Raw genomic sequence first — 23,578 nt, 5'->3', positions numbered from 1 at the left:
AGGGATGAGCACCGCACTCCTGCCTCCGTCCGCCCTGCGCGAGCGGTTCGCCGGTGCCCGCGGCTACCACAACGCCTGCACCCTGGGCCTTCCTCCGCGCGAGAGCGTCGAGGCGCTGCGAGCCGACCTCGACAGCTGGTCGGCCGGCGAGAACACCGCCGCAGGCTACGGAGACGTCGCCGAGCGGGCGCGGGCGGCGTTCGCCGACATCGTCGGAGCGCCCGTGTCGCAGGTCGCGATCGGATCGCAGACCTCGGCGATGGCGGCGGTGCTCGCGGCGTCGCTGCCCGACGGCGCGAAGGTGCTCTGCGTCCACGGCGACTTCTCGTCCATCGTCTTCCCGTTCCTCGCGCAGGCCCATCGCGGCGTCGAGGTGCGCAGCGTCCCTCTCGAGGCCCTCGCCGACTCCGTCGAGCCCGGCGACGCCCTCGTCGTGTTCTCGGCCGTGCAGTCCTCCAGCGGCGCGCTCGCCGATGTCGACGCGATCCTCGAGGCGGCGGCGCGTCACGGAGCGCGCACCGCCTGCGATCTCACCCAGGCCGCAGGCGTCCTCCCCGTCGACGCCACGCGGTTCGACGCGACCCTGACCCACGCCTACAAGTGGCTCTGCTCGCCGCGGGGAGTGGCGTTCCTCACCGTCTCGCCCGACTACTCCGCCGAGCTGATCCCGGTGCAGGCCGGCTGGTACTCGGGGGAGGACGTCTGGTCGTCGTGCTACGGACCGGCCATGCACCTCGCCGAGAGCGCCCGCCGCTTCGACGTCTCGCCCGCCTGGCAGGCGTTCGTCGGCGCAGAGGCATCGCTCGAGCTGTTCCGCTCGCTCGACGCCGAGGCGCTCTGGGAGCACGCCTCCGGGCTGGGCGACGCGCTCTGCGAGCGGCTCGATCGCGAGCCGCTGCACCGGGCGCTCGTGTCGTGGGCCGACCCCGAGGGGGCGGACCTCACCCGGCTGACGGCCGCCGGGATCCGCGTCTCGGGTCGCGGGGGCCGGCTCCGCGTGGCCTTCCACGTCTGGAACGACGAGTCCGACGTCGACGGGCTCGTCCGCGTCCTCGGTCGCTGACGGGCGCCTGCGGGAATACGACCCGGTCGCCGCGGTTGTCACCGGAGTGACTGACGCGCAGACCCCCATCACCGTCGACATCTGGTCGGACATCGCCTGCCCCTGGTGCTACATCGGCAAGCGCAAGTTCGAGCGCGGGCTCGAGGCCTTCCGCCTCGCCCACCCCGAGGCCCCCGACGTCGCGATCGAGTACCGCAGCTTCGAGCTCTCTCCCGACACGCCGGAGGACTACCGGGGAGGCGAGGCCGCGTTCCTCGCCGAGCACAAGGGCATCCCCGAGGCGCAGGCGCAGCAGATGCTCGACTCCGTCACCGCGATCGCCGCGGGCGTCGGGCTCGACTACCACTTCGAGACGGTGCGGCACGTCAAGACCGTCACGGCGCACCAGGTGCTGCACCACGCGAAGTCGGCCGGGCTGCAGCTCGAGCTGAAGGAGCGCCTCCTGCGCGCCTACTTCGTCGAGGGGCGCGACCTCGCGGATCCCGCCGTCCTCGCGTCGCTCGCGGCCGAGGTGGGTCTCGATGCCGACGAGGTGATGCGGGTGCTCGAGGAGCAGCGGCACCTGGGCGACGTGCAGTCCGACATCGCTCAGGCGCGCGAGTACGGGATCAACGGCGTGCCGTTCTTCGTGCTCGACGGGCGCTTCGGCGTCTCGGGCGCCCAGGAGCCCACGGCCTTCACCGAGGTGCTCGAGCACGTGCTCGCGCAGCGGACGGTCGTGGCGTGAGCGGCTTCGTGATGCTCGGCGCCTCGGACGTGCCGGTGTGCGAGGACGGCGTGTGCGCGGTGCCGGTCGCGGAGCAGCCGAGCGCCGATCAGCTCAGCGAGGAGGCTCCTCCACGCTGATGTCGGCGACCGTCGCCCCGTAGGCGGCGATCAGGGCGTCGGCGTCGACGAACGCGCTGCGTCCGCCCGCCCCCGCGCCCATCGCGATGCGCCGCCCGACGATCCGCTCGTCGGCGACGACGGGCCAGGCCGTCGTCGAGCCGATCGGCGTGATGGTGCCCCGGCGGTGGCCGGTCGCCTCCAGCGCCGCCTGCTCGTCGGGCAGTCGCAGCTTGTTGACGCCGACGACGGCGCGCAGCAGCGGCCACGAGATCTGCCGGCCACCCGGGATGAGGGCGAACAGGTACTCGCCGTCGTGGCGCTTCACCACGAGCGACTTGACGATCTCGCCGGGCTCGATGCCGAGCAGCTCGGCCGCCTCGGCGAGGCTCCGCGCCTCCGGCCGCTCGACGATCTCGACGGCGAGACCTCGCGCCCGGGCGTCCGCCTCGAACCGCTCCGGTCCGTCCTCCACACGCTCGTTCTCGACCATCTCTCCACCCTCTCGGCTCGACTCGCCTTCCCCAACACAGGATCTGGGACAATCGTTACCGATGTCCTCCACTCTTCTGGCCGCCCCACCCGCACCCGCGCTGCGCATCGGCCCCCTCGAACTCGACGCGCCGGTCGTCCTCGCGCCCATGGCCGGGATCACGAACACGGCCTTCCGCCGTCTCTGCCGCGAGTTCGGCACGGGGCACGGTGCTGCCGGGGAGACGTCCGGCGCCGACAGCGTCTCCGAGACCGGGAGGGCCCCCGGTGCCGGCGAGATGCTGTTCGTCAGCGAGATGATCACCTCGCGCGCGCTCGTCGAGCGCACCCCGGAGTCGATGCGTCTCATCCGCCATCACCCGAGCGAGTCGGTGCGGTCGATCCAGCTCTACGGAGTCGACCCGCGGACGGTCAGCGAAGCGGTCACGATGCTCGTCGCCGAGGACCGCGCCGACCACATCGACCTCAACTTCGGCTGCCCCGTCGCCAAGGTCACGCGCAAGGGCGGGGGAGCCGCGCTGCCGTGGAAGCTCCCGCTCTTCCGCTCGATCGTCGAGGGCGCCGTCAAGGCCGCCGGCGACATCCCGCTGACGATCAAGATGCGCAAGGGCATCGACGCCGACCACCTCACCTACCTCGAGGCCGCCCGTGCGGCCGAGGGCGCGGGAGTCGCGTCGATCGCGCTGCACGCGCGGACCGCCTCCGAGTTCTACAGCGGCCAGGCCGACTGGTCGGCGATCACGACGCTCAAGGAGGCGATCACCGGGGTCCCCGTGCTCGGCAACGGCGACATCTGGTCGGCCGAGGACGCCCTGCGGATGATGGCAGAGACCGGCTGCGACGGCGTCGTCGTCGGCCGCGGCTGCCTCGGGCGACCCTGGCTGTTCGGCGACCTCGCCGCCGCCTTCGCCGGCTCCGACGAGCGCTTCCGGCCGACGCTCGGTCAGGTCGCCACGGCCTTCCGCCGCCACGCCGAGCTGATCGTCGAGTTCTTCGAGAGCGAGGAGCGGGGCTGCCGCGACATCCGCAAGCACGTCGCCTGGTACTTCAAGGGCTACCCGGTCGGCGGTGACCTGCGGGCCAGGATGGCCTCCGTCGTGACCCTCGCCGAGCTCGACGAGCTGCTCGCGACGCTCGACCCCGACGTGCCCTACCCCGGCGTGGACGCCGAGGGCCAGCGCGGTCGCGCCGGCTCGCCGAAGGTGCCCTCGCTCCCCGACCGCTGGCTCGAGTCGCGCGAGCTGAACGCCGCCCAGCGCGACGCCGTGTCGGCCGCCGAGATCCACCACAGCGGTGGATGACCGCGCGCTCTGGGGGTACTCGCTCGTCGACATCGAGCGATTCCTGCCGGAGGACCACTCCACCCGCCGCTCCGACTTCGCCCGCGACCGCGCGCGCCTGTTCCACTCCAGCTCCCTGCGGCGCCTCGCGGCGAAGACGCAGGTCCTGAGCCCGACCGCGGGAGTCGACTTCGCACGCAACCGCCTCACGCACTCGCTCGAGGTGGCGCAGATCGGCCGCGAGCTGGCGACGAGTCTCGACCTCGACCCCGACGTCGTCGACACCGCCTGCCTGGCGCACGACATCGGACACCCTCCGTTCGGCCACAACGGCGAGCGCGCGCTCAACGCCTGGGCGGCGGGCATCGGCGGCTTCGAGGGCAACGCGCAGACGTTCCGGCTGCTCACGCGCCTCGAGCCGAAGGTGTTCGGCGACGACCAGCGTCCCTACGGTCTGAATCTCACTCGCGCGAGCCTCGACGCGAGCTGCAAGTACCCCTGGCCCGACACGCGCTCGGTCGCCGACCCCTCGGGCCGCGCCAAGTTCGGCTTCTACGACGACGACGAGCCCGCCTTCGCCTGGATGCGTGAGGGCGCGCCCGAGGGCGTGCGCTGCATCGAAGCCGAGGTGATGGACCTCTCGGACGACATCGCCTACTCGGTTCACGACTTCGAGGACGCCGTGTTCTCGGGCTACATCGACGTCGAGGCCCTCGGCTCCCGCGTCGACCACGTCGATCTCGTCGAGTCGATGCACTCGTGGGTCGGCGGCGAGATCGGCCACGACGAGCTGGTCGCCGCTTTCGACCGCCTCGATTCGCTCGACGTGTGGGTCGCCTCGTGGGACGGCTCCCGCCGCGACCAGGCGCGTCTGAAGAATCTCACCAGCCAGCTCATCGGCCGCTTCGCCGGCTCGGCGACGGAGGCGACCCGCGCCAGCTACGCGCACCCCGACCTCGTGCGCTTCGGCGGCCACGTCGTCGTCCCGCGCGAGCAGCAGGCCGAGATCGCCGTGCTGAAGGGCATCGTCGCCACCTTCGTGATGTCGCGCAACACCCGCCAGCCGATCTACGCCCAGCAGCGCGAGGTCCTCACCCGCCTCGCAGACACGCTCCTCGACCGCGGCGCCGACGCCCTCGAACCCGGCTTCGCCGAGGACTGGCGCGCCGCCGCCACCGACGCCGCTCGCCGCCGGGTCGTCGTCGACCAGGTCGCCAACCTCACCGACCAGAGCGCGCTGGCGCTGTTCGAAAGGCTGAGTTCCTGACGTGACCGCGGCGACGCCCCGGCCACGTCAGGAACTCAGCCGGTCGCCGGTCCCTGCCCGGCGCCCGCGCAGTCGGCTTCTCGAAGTGGTGCGTTCCGTAGAGCGGGTCGCGATCGCCTATGGCGATTCGCTGATACGCGAATCACCCGTTCGGCTGCACCTTGAGCGGCGATGCGCCTCAGCGGAGGAATGAACTCCCGCGCGGTCCTCCCCCTTCGCTGATCGAGTAGCCCGCGCAGCGGGCGTATCGAGATCCACCTGCTTCAGACAGTGGGGCCACCCGCAGGAGGTCCCGAGGGACCAGCCGCGCGATGAACCCGGAGCCGTGCCGCACCCGTCCACGCATCCATCCGTCACAGATGACCCGTCCGAGTAAGGCGGTTTCAGTTCTCTAGTGCAACGGCTCGGCTGGAAGGTGTCGGGTTGTGGCTAGGAAGATCGCGTGGTCGGTTCGGGCGCAGGCGTATGCGGGGTTGATCGGTGGCGAGTCGGCGTTGGACGTCGGGGCGCGTCTGGGTGTCGGGCGGGTGACGGTGACGGACTGGGCGAAACTCGCGGGCATGGAGTTCCGGGCAGGCAGAGAGGGCGGTGGCCTGACCAGGTCGCTGGCGAGGGTCGAGCCGTCGGACGCAGGGCGGTCGTATCGGCGGTTGACGTTGACGGATCGCTCGTTCATCCACGCGGCGCGCTCGCTCGAGCGGCCATGGTCGATGCGCGCGATCGCGAGGGAGCTCGATGTGGCGCCGTCGACGATCTCGCGGGAGATCTCCCGGCATCAGGTCGAGCACTGGGGTGTCGCGCACTACGACGCGGCTCTCGCGCACCACCGCGCGGGGGCTGCGCGCAGCACGCCGCGGGCGGGGAAACTCGACTCGGAGCCGTTGCGGGCGGAGGTCGTGTCGATGCTGTCGGCGAAGTACTCACCCCAGCAGGTCGCGGGAGAGCTGCCCGTCCGGTTCCCCGACCGGACGGAGATGCGCGTGTCGCACGAGACGATCTACCAAGCCCTGTATGTCCAAGGGAAAGGCGCGCTCCGGCACGAGCTGAGCGTCGTGAAAGCACTCCGCTCCGGGCGCACGACCCGCGTCCCGCAATCAAAGCTCCCCCGGCGCAGCTCCCGTCCATGGCTGGAGGGGGCGCTGCTCGCGGACCGGCCCGCGGAGGCCGCGGACCGCGCTGTTCCCGGGCACTGGGAGGGCGATCTCGTCGTCGGACCGGGCAACTCCGGGATCATCACCCTCGTGGAACGCTCCACCCGCTACGCGCTTCTGGGCCGCCTCCCGGGACGCCGCGACAGCGAGACCGTGACCGACGTCCTCGCCCGCATGATCGAGGACCTCCCCGCAACGTTGACCCGCACGATCACGTGGGATCAGGGGACCGAGATGGCCGGCCACGCCGCGTTCACGATCCGCACCGGCTGCCCGGTCTACTTCTGCGACCCGCACTCGCCCTGGCAGCGCGGCACCAACGAGAACACCAACGGACTGATCCGCGACTTCTATCCCAAGGGCTTCAACTTCAACACGATCACCGACGCCGACCTCGCCGAAACCCAGCGCCTCCTCAACATCCGACCCCGCCAAACCCTCGGATTCCGCAGCCCCACCGCCAAGATGAGAGAACTCATCGCCGTTGCACTAGCCGCTTGAAACCGCCTAAACGACACGGCCCATCTTCGACGGATCGATCGCGTGCGGGCTGCGGGCTGCGGGCTCGACCAGCGGGCCGGCGGCGTGACCCGGCTTCGCGGCTCGATCGGACCTGATGAGGTCACGTCCGGCTCCCGGAATCGCGTTGGGCTCGTGGAATCGGGCGATTCCTGCGAGCCGAACGCGGCTCTGCGAGCCGGAGATCGGGCACTCGGCCGACGGGCCCGGCGCCGCCGATACGATGGTCCTCATGCCTCGGATCCGACAACAAGATGTCGAAGAGGTCAAAGCCCGGGTCAACATCGCTGACGTCATCGGCGAGTACGTGACCCTCAAGTCGGCGGGCGTCGGCTCGCTCAAGGGCCTCTGCCCGTTCCACGACGAGCGCAGCCCCAGCTTCCACGTGCGCCCGCAGGCCGGCTTCTACCACTGCTTCGGCTGCCAGGAGTCGGGCGACGTCTACAGCTTCGTCATGAAGATGGACCACGGCTCGTTCAGCGAGACCGTCGAGCGCCTCGCGGCGCGCATCGGCTACCAGATCCAGTACGAGGAGGGCGGCGGACAGGCCCCCGAGACCGGTGGCCGCGCGCGCCTGCTCGCCGCCAACGACGCCGCCGAGGAGTACTTCCGCGAGCAGCTGGCGACTCCGGGAGCCGACGTCGGCCGCCGCTTCCTCGGCGAGCGCGGCTTCGACCGGGCCGCCGCCGATCGCTTCGGCGTCGGCTTCGCACCCGACGGCTGGGACGGCCTCACCACCGCGCTCAAGCGCCGCGGCTTCACGGAGCCCGAGCTCACCGCCGCGGGCCTCGTCAGCAGCAGCAATCGCGGAGGCGTCTACGACCGGTTCCGCGGTCGGCTCGTCTGGCCGATCCGCGACGTCACCGGCCAGACCGTCGGCTTCGGAGCGCGGCGCCTCCTCGAGGAGGACAAGGGCCCGAAGTACCTGAACACCCCCGAGACGCCCGTCTACCACAAGTCGCAGGTGCTCTACGGGCTCGACCTGGCCAAGCGCGACATCTCGCGCGGGCACCAGGTCGTCGTCGTCGAGGGCTACACGGATGTGATGGCCTGCCATCTGGCGGGCGTGACGACCGCGGTCGCGACCTGCGGCACCTCCTTCGGCGTCGACCACATCAAGGTGCTGCGCCGGGTGCTCGGCGACGACAGCGGCGTCGGCGAGGTCGTCTTCACTTTCGACCCCGACGCGGCCGGCCAGAAGGCGGCGATGCGCGCGTTCCAGGAGGAGCACCGCTTCGCCGCGCAGACGTTCGTCGCCGTCGCGCCCGAGGGCCTCGACCCGTGCGACCTGCGGCTGAACAGGGGTGACGACGCCGTGCGACGGCTGATCGACGACAAGAAGCCGATGTTCGAGTTCGTCATCCGGCAGCTGCTGGCCCGCTACGACCTCGAGACGGTGGAGGGGCGGATCGCGGCCCTGCGCGCCGCGGCCCCGGTCGTCGCCGACATCCGCGACCCCGCCCTGCGGCCCGGGTACTCGCGCGAGCTCGCCCGGATGCTCGGCCTCGACATGTCCGAGGTCAACTCCGCGGTGCGCTCGGCCGGATCCCGCGCACCAGCCCGCCAGACGAGCACCTCGGACGCCCCCGCGCCGGAGACCCCGGTCGGCGCCCGGCTCACCGACCTCCCGATCGACGTGGTCACCCGCATCGAGCGCGAGGCGCTGATGGCGATGCTGCAGCTGCCGCAGATGATGGGCGCCGAGCTGCTGACCCGCGCGGCGCACGCGGCGGTCACCAACGAGACCCTCCGGGTCGTCCGCGACGCCGTCGTCGCCAACCTCGAGCGCGCGCAGGACCGCGACTGGGTCGAGCACGTCGCGGCCGACGTGCCCGGTCCGTTCGCGTCGCTCGTGCGGCAGCTGGCGGTCGCCCCGATCCCCGCGGCCGACGAGGCGGGGCTCGCGCGCTACTCCCGCGACGTCGCCATCTCCCTGATCGAGCGCGACCTGCTTCGCGAGATCGCCGAGCTGCGCGGAGCGCTGCAGCGCGCCTCCGCCGACCCCGTGATGGCGAGGGCAGTGCAGGTGCGCCTCGTCGAGCTCGAGCGCGAGAAGCGCGCGCTGCGCACCGAGTGACACCGCGTGCGCCCACGATGAGGGACGTGTTGCAGTCGTGTGAAGAAATCGGACGACGGGCCCCCGCGGTCCGGAGAGCGCTCTCGACTGTGTTACCACTGAGGAACAGCAATGCGGGCGCCCAGTGTCGTGGCGCCATCGCTCACAGGTCATCTGTGTGCCCAGAGGCTGCGCGCCGCGAGCGCGCCCGCATCCCATCCCTGACAGGAAGAGGCAGACGGAGATGACATCCGCATCCACCCGGGCTACTCGCGCACTCACCGCGACCGCAGGCTTCGCCGCGGTCGCACTGGTGCTGGCGGGCTGCTCCGCCGGCGGTGACGACTCGTCCGGCGGCGACGCCGCCGGCGGCACGCTCACCATCGGCACCACCGACAAGATCACCACCCTCGACCCGGCCGGCTCCTACGACAACGGCTCGTTCGCGGTGATGAACCAGGTCTTCCCGTTCCTGATGAACACGCCCTACGGCACTCCGGACGTCGAGCCCGACATCGCCGAGTCGGCCGAGTTCTCGGCGCCGACCGAGTACACGGTGACGCTCAAGGAGGGACTGAAGTGGGCCAACGGCAACGACCTCACCTCCTCCGACGTCAAGTTCTCGTTCGACCGCCAGCTGGCGATCGCCAACGCGAACGGCCCGTCGTCTCTGCTCGCGAACCTCGACAGCGTCGCGGCTCCCGATGACACCACCGTCGTCTTCACGCTGAAGTCCGAGAACGACCAGACCTTCCCGCAGATCCTCTCGAGCCCCGCCGGCCCGATCGTCGACGAGGACGTCTTCTCGGCCGACTCGCTGACGGCCGACGACGACATCGTCTCGGGCGAGGCCTTCGCCGGTCAGTACACGATCGCGAACTACGACGTGAACAACCTGATCCAGTACAAGGCGTACGAGGGCTACCAGGGTGTGCTCGGCGCGGCGAAGACCGGAACGGTCAACGTCAAGTACTACGCCGACTCGTCGAACCTCAAGCTCGACATCCAGGAGGGCAACATCGACGTGGCGTTCCGGAGCCTCTCGGCGACCGACGTCGAGGACCTCCGCGGCAACGACTCCGTCAAGGTGGTCGAGGGCCCGGGCGGCGAGATCCGCTACATCGTCTTCAACTTCGACACGCAGCCGTTCGGCGCGACGACCCCGGAGGCGGACGCCACCAAGGCCCTCGCCGTGCGTCAGGCCGTGGCCGACCTGATCGACCGCGACGAGATCGCCGACCAGGTCTACAAGGGCACCTACACCCCGCTCTACTCCTTCGTCCCGGACGGTCTGACCGGAGCGACCGAGCCGCTCAAGGGCCTCTACGGAGACGGCCAGGGCGGTCCCGACGCCGACAAGGCGAAGGCGACGCTCGACGCGGCCGGAGTCACCGGCCCGGTCACCCTCAACCTGCAGTACTCGAACGACCACTACGGTCCGTCCTCGGGCGACGAGTACGCGCTGATCAAGGACCAGCTCGAGTCGTCGGGCCTGTTCACGGTCAACCTGCAGACCACGGAGTGGGTGCAGTACTCGAAGGACCGCTCGAGCGACGTCTACCCGGCGTACCAGCTCGGCTGGTTCCCCGACTACTCCGACGCCGACAACTACCTCTCGCCGTTCTTCATCAAGGAGAACTTCCTCGCCAACCACTTCGACGACGCCGAGGTGCAGTCGCTGATCGCCGAGCAGGTCTCGACGACGGACCCCGACGCGCGCACCGCGATCATCGAGGAGATCCAGGACAAGGTGGCGGCCCAGCTGTCGACCGTGCCCTACCTCCAGGGCTCGCAGGTCGCCGTCGTCGGCAGCACGGTGAGCGGCACCGAGGACACCCTCGACGCCTCGTTCAAGTTCCGCTACGGAGCGCTCAGCAAGAGCTGATCCACCCCCGGGGCCGGCGCCTCCTCCCGCAGGGGAGGCGCCGGCCTTTCTCCACGAAAGGCATCACGTGACGACAGCCACGGCGGCACCGCCCGCGCCCACCCGGCGCACGCGCGGCTCGGGAGGCGGACTCGGGCGCTACCTGCTCATCCGGTTCCTGCTCATCATCCCGACCGTCTTCATCCTCGTGACGATGGTGTTCCTGCTCATGCGCACGACCGGCGACCCGATCACGGCGGCGCTCGGCGGCCGTCTGACGGCCGACCAACTGGCGGAGCGCGTGTCGGCCGCCGGATACGACCGCCCGCTTGTCGTGCAGTACGTCGAGTACCTGGGGGCGCTGCTCCGCGGCGACTTCGGCACGACGCTGAGCGACAACCGCCCCGTCACCGAGGTTCTGCTCACCTACGGCGCCGCCACCGTCGAGCTCGCGTTCTACGCGCTCATCGTGGCGTTCATCGTCGGCATCCCGCTCGGGATGCTCGCCGCGTACCACCGCGACCGCACGCCCGACGCGGTGCTGCGCATCTTCGCGATCCTCTGCTACGCGACTCCCGTCTTCTTCGCGGGTCTCCTGCTCAAGCTCGTCTTCTCGGTCTGGCTCAAGTGGTTCCCCGTCGCGGGTCGCGCGACGACGGGCACCGAGCTCTCGCTGCAGTTCCTCGAGAACAAGACCGGCATCTACCTGATCGACGCGATCCAGACCGGCGATCCCGCGGCCGTCGCCGACGTGCTCTCGCACGCGGTGCTGCCGGCGATCGCGCTCGGGCTGCTGACCGCGGGCATCTTCCTCCGCCTGGTGCGCACCAACGTGATCGGCACGCTCGGCACCGACTACGTCGACGCGGCGCGCTCCCGGGGAGTCAGTGAGTTCCGCCTCGTGCGGACCCACGCCTACCGGCCGGCGCTGATCCCGATCATCACGGTGATCGGCCTGCAGATCGCGCTGCTGCTCGGCGGCGCGGTGCTGACCGAGACGACCTTCGAGTGGAAGGGCCTCGGCTTCCAGCTCGCCGAGTACCTCCAGGCCCGCGACTTCGTCGCCGTGCAGGGCATCGTCGCCCTGCTCGCGGTGATCGTGGCGCTGACCAACTTCATCGTCGACGTCATCGCGGCGCTCATCGACCCGCGAGTGAGGTACTGACCATGACCGGCACCACTGCTCCGGCGCGCCCGCGCCGCCGCCTCGTCGACCGCCTCCCGGTCGTCCACCAGCTCCGGCAGAGCGTCGGGCTCCAGCGCGGGATGCTCGTCGCCGGTCTCGTGATCACCGGGGCGTTCCTCCTCGTCGCGCTCTTCGCTCCGCTGCTCGCGCCGTACGGCTACTCGCAGCTGCGCTCCGACGACGGTGCGTTCGGCGCCCAGCAGCCGCCGAGCGCCGAGCACCTCCTCGGCACCACCGTCGGCGGGTACGACGTACTGTCGCGCGTGCTGTGGGGAGCGCAGACCGCGTTCCTCGTCATCGTCGTCGCCGTCGTGCTGTCGATCTTCGCGGGCGTCTTCCTCGGGCTCGTCTCGGGCTACCTCGGCGGCTGGCTCGACCGCGTCCTCGTCGTGGTCTGCGACGCGATCTACGCGTTCCCGACGCTGCTGCTCGCGATCGTGATGTCGATCGTGATCTCCGGCGGCCAGTCGAACCTGTGGGCGGGCATCTTCGCCGCGGCGATCTCGATCACCGTGGTCTACATCCCGCAGTACTTCCGGGTGATCCGCGCCGAGACCGTGCGCATCAAGGGCGACGCGTTCGTCGAGTCGGCGAAGGTGATCGGAGCCTCCACCCCGCGGATCATGTTCCGCCACGTGCTGCGCAACGCCACCCGCACCCTCCCGCTGATCTTCACCCTCAACTCCTCCGAGGCGATCCTGACGCTGGCGGGCCTCGGCTTCCTCGGCTTCGGCATCGAGCCGACCTCGGCGGCCGAGTGGGGCTACGACCTCAACAAGGCGCTGTCCGACGTCACGAGCGGCATCTGGTGGACCTCGGTGTTCCCGGGGCTCGCCATCGTCCTCGTCGTGGTCGGCATCACGCTCGTCGGCGAGAGCCTCAACGATCTGGCCGACCCGCGCCTGCGCGGTCGGCGCGCAGTGGCCGCCGGAGCCGGCGACATCGCCGCGACCTCGGTCGTCCCGGGCGGCGTGCTCGTCGCCGACGGCCTGGAGACGCCGGGACACGATCCCAGCGCCGGAACGGAGCAGACCCGATGAGCGAGCGCAGACCTGTTGACGCGGAGCGGCCGATCGTCGACATCACCGACCTCGAGGTGGCCTTCGCCAGCGACCGGGGCGCCGTTCGCGCGGTCGCCGGAGTGAGCCTCCGGGTCGAGCGCGGCGAGGTGCTCGCGATCGTGGGGGAGTCGGGCAGCGGCAAGACCGTGACCGCCAAGACGATCCTCGGCCTCCTGCCCGAGACGGCCACCGCCTCGGGAGTCGTGCTGCTCTCGAAGAAGGACGGGAGCTCGTCGACCGACGTCGTCTCGGTCCCGAAGTCGCGCCTGCGCGAGATCCGCGGCACCGACGTGGCGATGGTGTTCCAGGAGCCGTCCACCGCACTCAACCCCGTCTTCACCGTCGGCTGGCAGATCGCCGAGGGCCTCCGCGCCCACGGCAGCGTGTCGAAGAAGGAGGCGCGGGCCCGGGCGATCGACGTGCTCCGGACGGTCGGCATCCCCGAACCGGAGAAGCGGGTCGACTACTACCCGCACCAGTTCTCGGGCGGGCAGAAGCAGCGCGTCGTGATCGCGATGGCGCTGGTGCTGGATCCGGGCCTCATCGTCGCCGACGAGCCGACGACCGCGCTCGACGTCACCGTGCAGGCCGAGATCCTCGACCTGCTCCGCCGCTGCCGCGACGACTTCGGCACCTCCATCGTGCTGATCACGCACAACATGGGGGTCGTGGCCGACCTCGCCGACCGCGTCGCCGTGATGTACCAGGGCGAGCTCGTCGAGCAGGCGCCGGTCGCCGAGCTCTTCGCCGCGCCGAAGGCCGAGTACACCAGGAAGCTCCTCGCCGCGGTCCCGCACGTGGGCCAGGGCGTCGAGCGCGCCAAGGTCCGCGCCAGGGAGCGCGCCGAGGCGCCGGAGGCCGAGACCCTCGTCGAGGCCGACGGCCTGCGGATCCAGTACCCCGGCCGGCTGGGCCGCGCCGGCTTCGTCGCGGTCGACGGCGTCTCCTTCCGCATCCGCGCGGGGGAGGTGCTCGGCCTCGTCGGCGAGAGCGGCTCGGGCAAGACGACCATCGGCCGCGCGATCGCCGGCCTGACCACCGTCACCGGCGGCTCGCTCCGCGTGCTCGGCAAGGAGATGCGCGGGATCCGCGAGCGCAGCTTCCGGCCGGTCCGCGGCGACATCGGCTTCGTGTTCCAGGACCCGGGATCGAGCTTCAACCCGCTGCTGACGATCGCCGAGGGCGTTGCCGAACCGCTGATCGTGCACGGGCGCTTCCGCGACCCGGGAGCGGCCAGGAACCGCGTCGACGAGCTGCTCGAGGCGGTGCAGCTGCCCCGCTCCTACGGCGACCGCTACCCGCACGAGCTCTCGGGCGGCCAGCGTCAGCGCGCGAGCCTGGCGCGGGCCCTGGCGCTCGAGCCGAAGCTCCTGATCGCCGACGAGCCCACCTCGGCGCTCGACGTCTCGGTGCAGGCGCGAGTCCTCGAGCTCTTCGCCGAGCTGCAGAAGGAGTTCGGCTTCGCCTCGCTCTTCATCAGCCACGACCTCGCCGTCGTCGATCTGCTCGCCGATCGGATCGCCGTGCTCTACCGCGGTGAGCTGGTCGAGGAGGGCACGGGCGAGGAGGTGCTGTCGGCGCCGAAGCACCCCTACACCCAGCGCCTGCTCGCCTCGCTGCCCGTGCCGGATCCGGGGGAGCAGGCCGAGCGGCGCGAGCTCCTCCGCCGGATCACGCAGGCGGAGCGCACCGCATGAGCGCCGAGGCCCCCATCGTCGTCGACGACCTGAGCGTCGAGTACCCGCCGCGGGGGATCAGCCGCCGCTGGACCGCGCTGCGCGGGGTGAGCCTCCGGGTCGAGCCCGGTGAGGTGCTCGGCGTCCTCGGCGGCAGCGGATCGGGCAAGTCCACGCTGGCGCGGGTCCTCGGCGGCGAGGGGCTCACCGGAGACAGCGCGCGGACCAAGCCCGTGATCGTCGGAGGCGACGCCACGATCGCCGGGCACGGCCTCCGCCACCTGCCCACCCGCGGGATCAAGCGCTTCACCTTCGACGTCGCCTATCTCGCCCAGGACGCGGGCGCGGTCCTCCGGCCCGAGCTGACCGTCTCGGAGCTGATCGCGGAGCCGATCTACCTCCGCGACCGCCACTTCGACCCGCGCGAGGCGGCCGTCCGCGTGGCGACGCTGCTCGACTCGGTGCACCTGCCGCTGTTCCTGCTCGACCGGTTCCCCTACGAGCTCTCGAGCGGCCAGCGCCAGCGGGTCGCGATCGCCCGCGCCCTCGTCCTCGGACCGAAGGTGCTGATCGCCGACGAGCCGACCTCGGGCATCGACGCGACCGTCCGCGAGTCGATCGTCGACCTGCTCGCCGATCTGCGGCGACGCGAGGGCTTCGCGGCCGTGGTCGTCACGCACGACATCGACGTGCTGAGCCGGGCGACCGACCGCGTCGCGGTCCTGGTCGGCGGCGAGGTCGTCGCCTACGGTCCGCTGCTCGAAGTGCTCACCGGCGCGCGACACCCCTACGTGCGCGAGCTCGGCTCCGCGTTCGCCGAGTACGAGCGCTTCGACGCGAGCCGCGCGCTGCGCGTCGCACCGGTGGAGGAGCAGGCGTGAGCACTCCGCGGATCGCCGTCCTTCCCCGCACCAAGCCGGTCTTCACCGAGGCGATCGAGGCGGGCGGCGGCCGGGTCGTGGGGGTGGATGAGGATCCGGAGGCGCTGCTCTGGCTGTCCTACGGACGCACCGACGAGCTCGCGGCGGTCCTCGCGGCGCACCCCGGCATCCGCTGGGTGCAGCTGCCGTGGGCCGGTGTCGACGTCTTCTCCCCGGTCCTGGAGGGCTCAGATCTGCGCTGGACCAGCGCCAAGGGCGCCTATGCCGAGCCGGTGGCCGAGCACGCGCTCGCGCTGACCCTGGCGCTGCTGCGCTCCCTGCCCGAGCGGGCCCGGGCGCGGTCGTGGGGCGAGAAGCGCGCCGCGACCCTGCACCGCGCGCGGGTCGTCGTCGTCGGCGCGGGCGGGATCGCGACCCAGCTGCTGCGGCTGTTGAGCGTGTTCGACGCGCACATCACCGTCGTCCGCCGCACCGCGGAGGCGCTGCCGGGCGCCGAGAGGACCGTCACCGCCGACCGCCTCAACGAGGTCGTCGCCGACGCGGATGTCGTCGTGCTCGCCGCGGCGGCGACCGGATCGACGGCGAGGCTCGTCGACGCGGCGCTCCTCGAGCGGATGCCCGAGAGCTGCGTCCTCGTCAACGTCGCCCGGGGAACTCTGGTCGACACGGACGCGCTCGTCACCGCCCTGGCCGAGGGACGGATCGCCGGGGCCGCCCTCGACGTCACCGACCCCGAGCCGCTGCCCGACGGGCATCCGCTCTGGGGCGAGCCGCGGTGCCTGATCACCCCGCACACGGCCGACACTCCGGAGATCACGGCGCCGCTGCTCGCCGAGCGCGTGCGCGCGAACGTGGCCGCCTTCGCGGCCGGGGAGCCGCTGCTCGGGCTCGTCGACACGGACGCCGGGTACTGAGCTGGTGCTCCGCGCCGATTTGGTCTGCGGGCAGAGTTTGGTAAAGTGGCTACGCGCTGTTCACCCCCGGGTGGGCGGATGATCCTCGATAGCTCAATTGGCAGAGCAATCGGCTGTTAACCGGTAGGTTCTTGGTTCGAGTCCAAGTCGGGGAGCGAAGGGCCTGGGACTCCACTCTCGGGCCCTTTTTCTTTGCCCGGAATCGTGTGCACAGCCTTGATCGCGTGCACACCAGGCCGGGCGCACAGCACCGATACGGAGGCGCGATGCGCGACGACGTCCTCGATCTCCTCCGCCGACGACCCGACGTCGAGGGCGTGTCCCTCGTCGCGGTCGACGCGAGCGACCGCCTCCTCCTCGACCTCGTCGTCGAGCGCGGGATCACCGGCTCGATCGGCGTCGTGGGCGACGCCTACGGCGCTCTCACCCTCGCTCTCGCGGCAGACGGAGTGGCCGTCCGCGTCATCCAGGACACGGTCACCGCCGAGCTCGCCCTCGCCGCGAACGCCGACGCCGTGCGCGCGGCCGGCATCGAGCTCGCGCCGTTCGAGATCGTCGACTCGGTGAGCGCCGCGGCCGACGGCGCCGCCGCGATCCTCGTCCGCCTCCCGCGCTCGCTCCATGCGCTGGCCGAGATCGCGGCGTCCGCCGCCCTCGCGGCGCCGAGTGCCGCGCTGATCGCCGCGGGCCGCATCAAGCACATGTCGCACGGCATGAACGCTGTGCTCGACGCCCGCTACGAGCGGGTCGACGTCAGCCTGGCGCGGCAGAAGTCGCGCGCTCTGATCGCGAGCACCGCGCGCCCGGTCCAGCCGCCGGCGCCGAGCGCCGACCGCCGCCGGCTCGACGAGTTCGGTCTCGACGTGGTCGCGCTCGCGGGCGTCTTCTCCGGCGCACGCCTCGACCTCGGCACCCGTGCGCTCCTCGCCGCGGTCGACGTCGCCGCCCTGCCCGCCGGCACGGCCGTCGACCTCGGCTGCGGCACCGGCATCCTCGCCGCCGTGCTCGCCCGCTCCCGCGCCGATCTCGACGTGATCGCCACCGACTCCTCCAGGGCTGCGACCGAGTCGGCCCGGGCCACCGCCGCGGCGAACGGACTCGCCGAGCGGGTTCGCGTCCTCCGCGACGACAACGCCTCGACGATCCCCGTCGGCTCGGTCGACGTCGTGCTCTGCAACCCGCCCTTCCACTCCGACGGAGCCGTGACCGACCTCGTCGCGCACCGGATGATCCGCGCGGCCGGACGCATTCTGCGCCCCGGCGGTCAGCTCTGGACGGTCTTCAACTCGCACCTCGCGCACCCCTCCGAGCTCCGCCGCTCGGTCGGGCCGACCAAGGTCGTCGCCCGCGACCGCAAGTTCACGGTCACCCGCTCGACCCGCGTCGACCCGAGCTGACCGCAAGCCCCACCTGTGCGTCGGGCACCCGGGTCCGCTCCCGGGTACCATCGCTCTCCGGCGTTCCCCCGCGCCGCTCCCACCGACCCGAACCGGAGGCCGTCGTGCTCGAGATCGTCGTCCTCGTCCTCGCCCTGATCGTCGCCGTCGCGGCCGTGGTGCTCTGGCGCCGCTCCGCCACCGCCGAGCGCGCCGCCCGCGACTCGCAGCGCGAGGCGGCCGCCCGCACCGCGCGACTCGAGATGGTCGTCGGCGAGCAGGAGGCCAGGCTCCGCATCGTCGGCGAGCTCGAGCAGCTCGCCGTCCGCAGCGCCTCGCACGTCGTCGAGGAGGCCGAGAGCGTCCGCCTCACCATCGAGCGCGACCCGGCCGCCGCGACCCGCTCGGCCGTCAGGGCGGTGCGCGCCGCGGAGGCGTCCCTCGCCCAGCTGCGCCGCATCGCGACCGTCGCCGCCGTCGACGCGGGCGAGCTCCCGATCACCGGCAGCACCGAGCCGCTCGTCTCCGACGCCCGCGAGCGCGGGCTCGTGGTCGCCGAGAGCAGCACCGGTGAGCCGTTCCCGCTGCAGGACGGTGCCGAGGTGGCCGTCCTGCGCGTGCTCGAGTACGCCTTCGACTCGGCGTTGACCAGCGGCGGCGCCGGCACCGAGGTGCGGATCACGTCGAACTGGACCGCGACCGGCCTCCGCGTCGATGTCGAGGACGACCGCGAGCGACACGGAGGCGCCGAGCACGACGAGAGCGCCGTCGACGCCGATCTGCGCGCCCTCACCGAGCGCATCGACAGCCCCGCCCTCTCCGAGCTGCGCGAGCGCGCGGCCCTGTTCGGAGGCGACATCACCGAGAAGCGGACCCCCGGCGTCGGCCGCTCGGTCACTGCCGCCTTCCCCGCCGTCCGCCACCACAACGGCGTCCACGGCGTCGACCTGGCCTGAGCCGACACCCCGCCACCCACGGCCGCCGGATCCCCGCCCCCCCTGCTGGTCGAGTAGCCCCGCAGGGGCGTATCGAGACCCACCAGCGTCAGCACCTGGAGCTTCAGCCCCTGTCTTCTGACGGACGTGGATCTCGATACGCCCGCTGCGCGGGCTACTCGATCAGCGAGAGTGGGGCCGATCGCAGAAGGTTGTGACCTGCTCTGCGGGCTGCGAGCTCGATCCACAGGCGGGCACCCCCGCCCCGGACCTCAGTCCTCCAGGTGCTCGACGCCCGGCAGCCACGACCGGCCCGGGACTCCCCAGCCGCGCTTGCGCGTGATCTTCGCGACGGGCTTCTGGTAGTCGTGCTCGAGCCGGTCGATGTAGAGCACCCCGTCGAGGTGGTCGAACTCGTGCTGGAACACGCGCGCGAACCAGCCCTCCGCCTCGATCTCGAAGGCCTTCCCGTCGAGGTCGACCGCGCGCAGGATCGCCCGCTCGGAGCGCCGGAGCGGGAACCGCTCGCCCGGGAACGACAGGCACCCCTCCGCCTCGGTGTCCTCGTCGGCCTCGCCGAGAGGTGTGGGCGTGACGTAGAGCTCGGGATTGATCGCCACCCCGCGGCGGGGCGTGCCGTCGTCGGCCGCGTAGTCGTAGACGAAGAGCCGCAGCGGCACCCCGACCTGGGGGCCGGCGAGGCCGACTCCGGGCGCCGTGTCCATCGTCTCGAACATGTCGGCGACGAGGGTCCGCAGCGCGTCGTCGAACGCGGTGACGGGGGCGGCGGGGGAGTGCAGGACGGGGTCGCCGGCGATGAGAATGGGGAGGACGGCCATGCCGACCAGGGTATCGCGGGCCTCCGCGCGCCCCGTCCTCACGGTCATCCGGTGGTCTTCCCGGGTCACCCGTGCGTCGGAGGATCCCCGGATCGAATCTGGATAGGGTCGAGACCATGCCTTCCGATCTCGCCGAGCTGACCGAGCAGTTCACGCTCGACCCGGCGCAGTTCATCGGCATCCCGATCGCCCTCGTCGGCGCCGTGTTCCTCTCTCTCGGAGCGCAGTTCCAGCATCGCGGAGTGGTCAAGGTCGAGCGGTTCTCGAAGCGCTCCGGCTCCTCCGGCCTCAGCGGCGGCCAGCTCTTCTCCCTCCTCTCGCGCCCCTCGTGGGTGATCGGCACCCTGATGCTCGCCCTGGCGATCGTCTTCCAGCTCACGAGCCTCGGCTTCTCGCCGCTGATCGTGGTGCAGCCGCTCGGCGCCGTCGCGCTGGTCATCACCGCCGTCGTCAACGCGCGGGTGAGCAAGGTCCGCCTCAACAGGGCGTCGATCAGGGCGATCATGCTCTGCGTCGGAGGCGTCGGCGCCTTCGTCCTCGTCGCCGCCTTCAACGCGGTCGACAAGCCGATCCAGACCTCGCAGCTGATCACGATCCTCGTGATCCTCGCCGTCGTGCTCGCGGTGTTCATCGTGGCGTTCACGGTCTTCCGCAAGCGCGCCCGGGCGATCTTCTACATCCTCGGAGCCGGAGTCGTCTACGGCTTCGTCGCGACGCTCGCCAAGGTGGTGCTCAACCGCATCAAGTTCGGCGAGTTCGACGCCCTCACCGTCGTCTGCGTCGTCGCGCTCCTCGCCGCCACGGCCCTCGGCGGCTACTTCGTGCAGAACGCGTACTCGTCGGGCCCGCCCGACCTGGTCGTCGCGGGTCTCACCGTCATCGATCCGCTCGTCGCCGTCGCCATCGGCATCGTCGTCCTGGGAGAGGCGCAGTACGCGGCTCCGTGGGCGATCCCGCTCTTCGTCCTGGCGGGCGTCGTCGCGATCTGGGGCGTCTTCCTCCTCGCCAAGCACCACCCGCAGGCGCGCTGAGCGGCACCGGCGACGCAGGGCGCCCCCCTGCCGTCGCAATCCGCGGATCCGCTGACCCCCCTCGGTACACTGGGCCCCGCGCCGAGATGCCACGACATCGACCAGAAGCCGATCGCTCCTCTTCTCCTCAGCCGGAGCGACACGACCACCCGAAGGAATCACTCCGTGTCAGACCCCCGCGACGCAGCCCGACCCGAGGCGCCCGCGCCCGCCGATGCGAAGCGGCTGACCGTGGTGATCGGCTGCGACACCTTCGCGCCGAACGTCAACGGGGCCGCCAAGTTCGCCGAGCGCCTCGCGGCCGGTCTCGTGCAGCGCGGCCACGAGGTCCACGTCGTCGCCCCCTCGGCCGACGGCTGGAGCGGCACCCGCGTCGAGACGCACGAGGGGCAGCGGATGATCGTCCACCGCCTCTTCAGCCTCCGCTGGTACCCCCACGACTGGCTGCGGTTCGCGATGCCGTTCCGCATCCGGCAGAACAGCGCGCGGATCCTCGACGAGGTGAAGCCCGACGTCGTGCACTTCCAGTCGCACATGATCGTCGGCCGCGGTCTCAGCATCGCCGCCGAGGATCGCGGCATCCGCATCATCGGCACGAACCACTTCATGCCCGAGAACCTGCTCGAGTTCACGCTGCTCCCCACGGCCGTTCAGGCCAAGGCCATCCAGATGGCGTGGCGGGCCGCCCGTCGCACCTTCGGTCGTGCGGAGGCGGTCACCACGCCGACCCGCAAGGCCGCCCAGTTCCTCGAGAAGTTCACGGGCCTCAAGGACGTCCAGGCGATCTCCTGCGGCATCGACGCCGACAACTACACGCCCGACTTCACGCCCCGCCCCGGCAACAGCATCCTGTTCGTCGGCCGGGTCACGGGCGAGAAGCACATCGACGTCCTGCTCCGGGCCGTCGCGCTGCTCGACCCGTCGCTCGACGCCAAGCTCGAGATCGTGGGCGGAGGCGACCAGATGCGGAACCTCCAGCAGCTCGCGTCGAGCCTCGGCATCGCCGATCGCGTCCGCTTCACGGGCTACGTCGAGGATGCTGAGCTGAAAGAGGCGTACACCCGCGCCACCGTCTTCGCGATGCCCTCCATCGCCGAGCTGCAGAGCATCGCGACCATGGAGGCGATGGCCTCGGCCCTGCCCGTCGTCGCCGCCGACGCGATGGCGCTCCCGCACCTCGTGCACGACGGCGAGAACGGCTACCTCTTCGCGCCGGGCGATGCGCAGGCGCTGGCCGACCGCCTCACCGACGTGCTCTCGGCGGAGCCGGACGCGCTCGAGGCGATGAAGCGCGCCTCCCTCCGCATCGTCGCTGCACACGACATCAACCGCACGATCAGCACATTCGAGAGCCTGTATCGTGGGGAGCCGGTGGCCGATCCGGCCTCCGACGCAGCGTCCGCTCCGGCCGGCCGATCCTGACGGATCCCGCCCCGCAGTCGCCGCGGGGCGTTAGCTCAGCTGGTCAGAGCAGCGGACTCATAATCCGTCGGTCACGGGTTCAAGTCCCGTACGCCCTACGTTCCTGAGTCCGTGGCCCGGGGTCCGTGCGCACGCCGACCACGCAGTAGTCGACGTAGTCGGCGCCGACTACGTCGACTCGTGCGGAGTCGCGGGTCGAGGCGCGAGCCGCTCAGGCGTCGGGGCGCGACTTCTTCAGGCGGGTCTTCGCGGCGCGCTCGGTCAGCACCGAGAGGTAGTCCTGGATCGGGCGGTCGGCCAGGGCGTCGAGTTCGGCGCGCACGACCGATTCGACCTCGGCCTCGGGCCGGTCGGGGAAGCGGCCCCGGAGGCGCGCGGACACTTCGGACACGATCTCGTCGAGGTTCACTTCGGTGGGCACCGGGAGATCATGCACCGGTCCGGTGAACGGCAGGTGCGAGCGTGAGAGCGCGATCATGGGAGTCCTCGAAGCCGCGCTGAGTCCTCTACTGGGGGCGCGGGGCCGACCATCCCGTGCCTACTCTGGTCGCGGACGCAACGGGGCTTTCGCTCGCACTGCTGGACGACCCGGCGGTAGGTGGCAGCCGGCTCTCTCGGCGTCGTCCCGCTCGGTCGCGACGGACGACGGAGGATCACCGGTGGACCGCATGGAGCTCGCGACGACACTGCACGCCCTGGCCAGGACATCCCTCTCGGATGCGGTGACCCGCGCCGTCAACCGGGGCGACCTGAAGGTCGCGCCGCTGCCGGTGCGTGCCGTCGCGGTCACGCCGACCCGCCGGGGCTCCCGTCGACGGACCGACGACGACACGGTCCAGACCGCCGGCGTCAACGCCTGGGCTCTCGACGACGCGACCGCCGTCGCCCTCGCGCGCGGCGGGATCCTGATCAAGGACGCCGCCGACGGCGTGTTCGTCTCACCGACCGTGGCCGAGCTCGCCGAGGCGCGCGACGAGCGGGAGCTGGCCGGCTACCTCGCGGACGCCGAGGAGCTCATCGCCGTCGTCCTCGGGCACTCCGGATCCTCGAGCAGGTGAGCGCTAGCACGTCCGTGGCCCCGACGCCCGTACTGGCCGCCCGGAGCCGGACGTGATTGCCTGAACACGTGCCTGATCTCCCGATGTTCCCGCTCGGCTCCGTGCTCCTGCCGCACATGCCGCTCCCGCTCCGGCTGTTCGAGCCGCGGTACCTGCGGATGCTCGGCGACGTCCTCGAGGATGACAGCCCCTCCTTCGGCGTGGTCCTCATCGAGCGCGGGCAGGAGGTCGGCGGCGGCGATCAGCGCTTCCCCGTCGGCACCGTCGCGCGCATCCTGAACATCGACGGCGAGGAGGCGTTCGTGACGCTGGACTCGGTGGGGGAGGACCGCTTCGAGGTCGTCCGCTGGTACGACGACGATCCGTACCCCAAGGCCGAGGTGCGGCCCCTGGCTCCGCTCGAGTGGGACTCGAGCCTCGATGCGACGCTGCGGGAGACGGAGTCGGCGGTCCGCACGGCCCTCGCGGTCGCGAGCGAGTTCGTCGAGCAGCGCTACGGCGCCGTCGTCGAGCTCGCCGAGGATCCGGCGGCGCACGCCTGGCAGCTCGCGGGAGTGGCTCCGGTCACCGAGATCGACCGCCTGACGTTCCTCCGCAGCGCGTCGATGGCGGACCTGCTCGAGGCGGTCCGCGCGCGCTCGGCCGAGGCGACGGAGTCGTTCAGGGCCGGCTGGGCCTGACG

21 protein-coding genes and 2 tRNA genes are annotated in these 23,578 nt (G+C 71.4%); 20 read left to right on the top strand and 3 right to left on the bottom strand.

Features of this window, described 5'->3' with window-relative positions:
- Positions 1 to 4 precede the first annotated feature (4 nt).
- Complete coding sequence (locus tag GRS96_RS13385; protein WP_159988701.1) at positions 5 to 1,063, top strand: aminotransferase class V-fold PLP-dependent enzyme; 1,059 nt, start codon at positions 5 to 7, stop codon at positions 1,061 to 1,063.
- 46 nt (positions 1,064 to 1,109) lie between these two features.
- Positions 1,110 to 1,790 carry a DsbA family oxidoreductase gene (locus tag GRS96_RS13380; RefSeq protein WP_159988700.1) on the top strand — a complete coding sequence of 227 codons (681 nt, stop codon included), beginning with the start codon at positions 1,110 to 1,112 and terminating at the stop codon, positions 1,788 to 1,790.
- A 93-nt stretch (positions 1,791 to 1,883) separates the two neighbouring features.
- Here the strand turns inward: GRS96_RS13380 and GRS96_RS13375 are convergent, their stop codons facing one another.
- On the bottom strand, positions 1,884 to 2,381 hold the full coding sequence (locus GRS96_RS13375) for an aminoacyl-tRNA deacylase (RefSeq protein ID WP_159988699.1): 498 nt from the start codon (positions 2,379 to 2,381) through the stop codon (positions 1,884 to 1,886).
- Positions 2,382 to 2,442: 61 nt separating this feature from the next.
- Here GRS96_RS13375 and dusB point away from each other — a divergent pair, with 61 nt between their 5' ends.
- The 13 genes from dusB (at position 2,443) to GRS96_RS13310 (ending at position 18,567) form a co-directional block, all read left to right on the top strand.
- Entirely contained in the window at positions 2,443 to 3,681 is a 1,239-nt protein-coding gene (gene dusB / locus GRS96_RS13370) for a tRNA dihydrouridine synthase DusB (RefSeq protein ID WP_159858443.1), read from the top strand.
- A complete protein-coding gene (locus GRS96_RS13365) occupies positions 3,674 to 4,927 on the top strand; it encodes a deoxyguanosinetriphosphate triphosphohydrolase (protein ID WP_159988698.1) in 1,254 nt (417 codons plus the stop codon). Before dusB ends, GRS96_RS13365 begins: the two co-directional genes overlap by 8 nt.
- A 425-nt stretch (positions 4,928 to 5,352) precedes the next feature.
- The gene (locus tag GRS96_RS13360; protein ID WP_442966621.1) at positions 5,353 to 6,579 is read left to right on the top strand and encodes an IS30 family transposase; all 1,227 of its coding nucleotides are present in this window, start codon (positions 5,353 to 5,355) and stop codon (positions 6,577 to 6,579) included.
- Positions 6,580 to 6,829: 250 nt separating this feature from the next.
- Positions 6,830 to 8,674 (top strand): DNA primase, encoded by a 1,845-nt coding sequence (dnaG, locus tag GRS96_RS13355; protein WP_159859420.1) that lies wholly within the window; start codon positions 6,830 to 6,832, stop codon positions 8,672 to 8,674.
- A 223-nt stretch (positions 8,675 to 8,897) separates the two neighbouring features.
- A complete protein-coding gene (locus tag GRS96_RS13350) occupies positions 8,898 to 10,538 on the top strand; it encodes an ABC transporter substrate-binding protein (protein WP_159988696.1) in 1,641 nt (546 codons plus the stop codon).
- 67 nt (positions 10,539 to 10,605) lie between these two features.
- Positions 10,606 to 11,682, top strand: coding sequence for an ABC transporter permease (locus GRS96_RS13345; protein ID WP_159988695.1), 1,077 nt, complete (start codon positions 10,606 to 10,608; stop codon positions 11,680 to 11,682).
- A gap of 2 nt (positions 11,683 to 11,684) precedes the next feature.
- Positions 11,685 to 12,743, top strand: coding sequence for an ABC transporter permease (locus GRS96_RS13340; RefSeq protein WP_159859428.1), 1,059 nt, complete (start codon positions 11,685 to 11,687; stop codon positions 12,741 to 12,743).
- The gene (locus GRS96_RS13335; protein WP_159859431.1) at positions 12,740 to 14,461 is read left to right on the top strand and encodes an ABC transporter ATP-binding protein; all 1,722 of its coding nucleotides are present in this window, start codon (positions 12,740 to 12,742) and stop codon (positions 14,459 to 14,461) included. The genes GRS96_RS13340 and GRS96_RS13335 overlap by 4 nt, the downstream gene beginning before the upstream one ends.
- Positions 14,458 to 15,321: an ABC transporter ATP-binding protein gene (locus GRS96_RS13330; protein WP_159859434.1), complete on the top strand. Its 864-nt coding sequence runs from the start codon at positions 14,458 to 14,460 to the stop codon at positions 15,319 to 15,321. The genes GRS96_RS13335 and GRS96_RS13330 overlap by 4 nt, the downstream gene beginning before the upstream one ends.
- The gene (locus tag GRS96_RS13325; RefSeq protein WP_159988694.1) at positions 15,318 to 16,235 is read left to right on the top strand and encodes a D-isomer specific 2-hydroxyacid dehydrogenase family protein; all 918 of its coding nucleotides are present in this window, start codon (positions 15,318 to 15,320) and stop codon (positions 16,233 to 16,235) included. Before GRS96_RS13330 ends, GRS96_RS13325 begins: the two co-directional genes overlap by 4 nt.
- Positions 16,236 to 16,317: 82 nt before the next feature.
- Positions 16,318 to 16,390 (top strand) — tRNA-Asn (locus GRS96_RS13320).
- Between the two features lie 111 nt (positions 16,391 to 16,501).
- Complete coding sequence (locus tag GRS96_RS13315) at positions 16,502 to 17,632, top strand: class I SAM-dependent methyltransferase (protein ID WP_159988693.1); 1,131 nt, start codon at positions 16,502 to 16,504, stop codon at positions 17,630 to 17,632.
- A 104-nt stretch (positions 17,633 to 17,736) separates the two neighbouring features.
- Positions 17,737 to 18,567 (top strand): hypothetical protein, encoded by an 831-nt coding sequence (locus GRS96_RS13310; protein WP_159859443.1) that lies wholly within the window; start codon positions 17,737 to 17,739, stop codon positions 18,565 to 18,567.
- A 251-nt stretch (positions 18,568 to 18,818) separates the two neighbouring features.
- On the opposite strand, the gene def is transcribed toward GRS96_RS13310, so the two are convergent.
- A complete protein-coding gene (gene def / locus GRS96_RS13305) occupies positions 18,819 to 19,385 on the bottom strand; it encodes a peptide deformylase (protein ID WP_159859446.1) in 567 nt (188 codons plus the stop codon).
- 116 nt (positions 19,386 to 19,501) lie between these two features.
- Here def and GRS96_RS13300 point away from each other — a divergent pair, with 116 nt between their 5' ends.
- The 3 genes from GRS96_RS13300 (at position 19,502) to GRS96_RS13290 (ending at position 21,936) form a co-directional block, all read left to right on the top strand.
- On the top strand, positions 19,502 to 20,416 hold the full coding sequence (locus tag GRS96_RS13300) for a DMT family transporter (RefSeq protein WP_159859449.1): 915 nt from the start codon (positions 19,502 to 19,504) through the stop codon (positions 20,414 to 20,416).
- Between the two features lie 165 nt (positions 20,417 to 20,581).
- Complete coding sequence (locus GRS96_RS13295; protein ID WP_235022115.1) at positions 20,582 to 21,838, top strand: glycosyltransferase; 1,257 nt, start codon at positions 20,582 to 20,584, stop codon at positions 21,836 to 21,838.
- Between the two features lie 24 nt (positions 21,839 to 21,862).
- Positions 21,863 to 21,936, top strand: a tRNA-Ile gene (locus GRS96_RS13290).
- Between the two features lie 113 nt (positions 21,937 to 22,049).
- On the opposite strand, the gene GRS96_RS13285 is transcribed toward GRS96_RS13290, so the two are convergent.
- The gene (locus GRS96_RS13285) at positions 22,050 to 22,316 is read right to left on the bottom strand and encodes a three-helix bundle dimerization domain-containing protein (RefSeq protein ID WP_159988692.1); all 267 of its coding nucleotides are present in this window, start codon (positions 22,314 to 22,316) and stop codon (positions 22,050 to 22,052) included.
- 181 nt (positions 22,317 to 22,497) lie between these two features.
- Here GRS96_RS13285 and GRS96_RS13280 point away from each other — a divergent pair, with 181 nt between their 5' ends.
- Both GRS96_RS13280 and GRS96_RS13275 read left to right on the top strand, forming a co-directional pair.
- A complete protein-coding gene (locus GRS96_RS13280) occupies positions 22,498 to 22,896 on the top strand; it encodes a hypothetical protein (protein WP_159859455.1) in 399 nt (132 codons plus the stop codon).
- 68 nt (positions 22,897 to 22,964) lie between these two features.
- Entirely contained in the window at positions 22,965 to 23,576 is a 612-nt protein-coding gene (locus GRS96_RS13275; protein ID WP_159859458.1) for an LON peptidase substrate-binding domain-containing protein, read from the top strand.
- Positions 23,577 to 23,578 lie beyond the last annotated feature (2 nt).

The organism is Rathayibacter sp. VKM Ac-2803, from assembly GCF_009807175.1.
Lineage (GTDB): Bacteria > Actinomycetota > Actinomycetes > Actinomycetales > Microbacteriaceae > Rathayibacter.
This window is presented reverse-complemented; position numbering and strand designations above follow the sequence as displayed.

Bases quoted from the DNA above. Each gene is read 5' to 3' on its own strand.
- dusB (WP_159858443.1), top strand. From the start codon at position 2,443: ATGTCCTCCACTCTTCTGGCCGCCCCACCCGCACCCGCGCTGCGCATC.
- def (WP_159859446.1), bottom strand. From the start codon at position 19,385: ATGGCCGTCCTCCCCATTCTCATCGCCGGCGACCCCGTCCTGCACTCC.
- GRS96_RS13315 (WP_159988693.1), top strand. From the start codon at position 16,502: ATGCGCGACGACGTCCTCGATCTCCTCCGCCGACGACCCGACGTCGAG.
- GRS96_RS13350 (WP_159988696.1), top strand. From the start codon at position 8,898: ATGACATCCGCATCCACCCGGGCTACTCGCGCACTCACCGCGACCGCA.
- GRS96_RS13375 (WP_159988699.1), bottom strand. From the start codon at position 2,381: ATGGTCGAGAACGAGCGTGTGGAGGACGGACCGGAGCGGTTCGAGGCG.
- GRS96_RS13335 (WP_159859431.1), top strand. From the start codon at position 12,740: ATGAGCGAGCGCAGACCTGTTGACGCGGAGCGGCCGATCGTCGACATC.
- GRS96_RS13330 (WP_159859434.1), top strand. From the start codon at position 14,458: ATGAGCGCCGAGGCCCCCATCGTCGTCGACGACCTGAGCGTCGAGTAC.
- dnaG (WP_159859420.1), top strand. From the start codon at position 6,830: ATGCCTCGGATCCGACAACAAGATGTCGAAGAGGTCAAAGCCCGGGTC.
- GRS96_RS13285 (WP_159988692.1), bottom strand. From the start codon at position 22,316: ATGATCGCGCTCTCACGCTCGCACCTGCCGTTCACCGGACCGGTGCAT.
- GRS96_RS13300 (WP_159859449.1), top strand. From the start codon at position 19,502: ATGCCTTCCGATCTCGCCGAGCTGACCGAGCAGTTCACGCTCGACCCG.
- GRS96_RS13340 (WP_159859428.1), top strand. From the start codon at position 11,685: ATGACCGGCACCACTGCTCCGGCGCGCCCGCGCCGCCGCCTCGTCGAC.
- GRS96_RS13385 (WP_159988701.1), top strand. From the start codon at position 5: ATGAGCACCGCACTCCTGCCTCCGTCCGCCCTGCGCGAGCGGTTCGCC.